We start from the raw sequence: 334 nt of genomic DNA, 5'->3' as shown, positions 1-334 counted from the left end.
GGTACCCGAGAAATTTTCCATGATCCTTGAAAAAGGGGAAATAACGACACCCAATGGAAAAGATGCCTGGTGGGACCTACCGGGGCTGGCCGTTCTTATTGGAGGAATGTGGGTTGCCAACCTTTACTACTGGGGCTTTAACCAGTATATCATTCAACGTACCCTGGCAGCCAAAAACCTGAAAGAGTCCCAAAAAGGGATCATTCTTGCCGGATTTTTGAAACTTCTGCTTCCTTTGATCGTTGTAGTTCCCGGGATTATTGCCTATGTACTTAACACCGGACCCGGCGGAGCAATTGGACCGGAATTTACAGATCCTTCCTTTATTGCCGAA

General features: G+C 47.0%; 1 pseudogene. It reads left to right on the top strand.

Going from position 1 to position 334, the window contains the following annotated elements:
* Nucleotides 1-19 precede the first annotated feature (19 nt).
* A pseudogene (locus HC175_RS24505) lies at nt 20-334 on the top strand (sodium/glucose cotransporter); the annotation flags it as partial.

The organism is Salinimicrobium oceani (genome assembly GCF_012037645.1).
The sequence above is the reverse complement of the archived record's forward strand: the minus strand, read 5'-3'. Positions and strand labels throughout refer to the sequence as shown.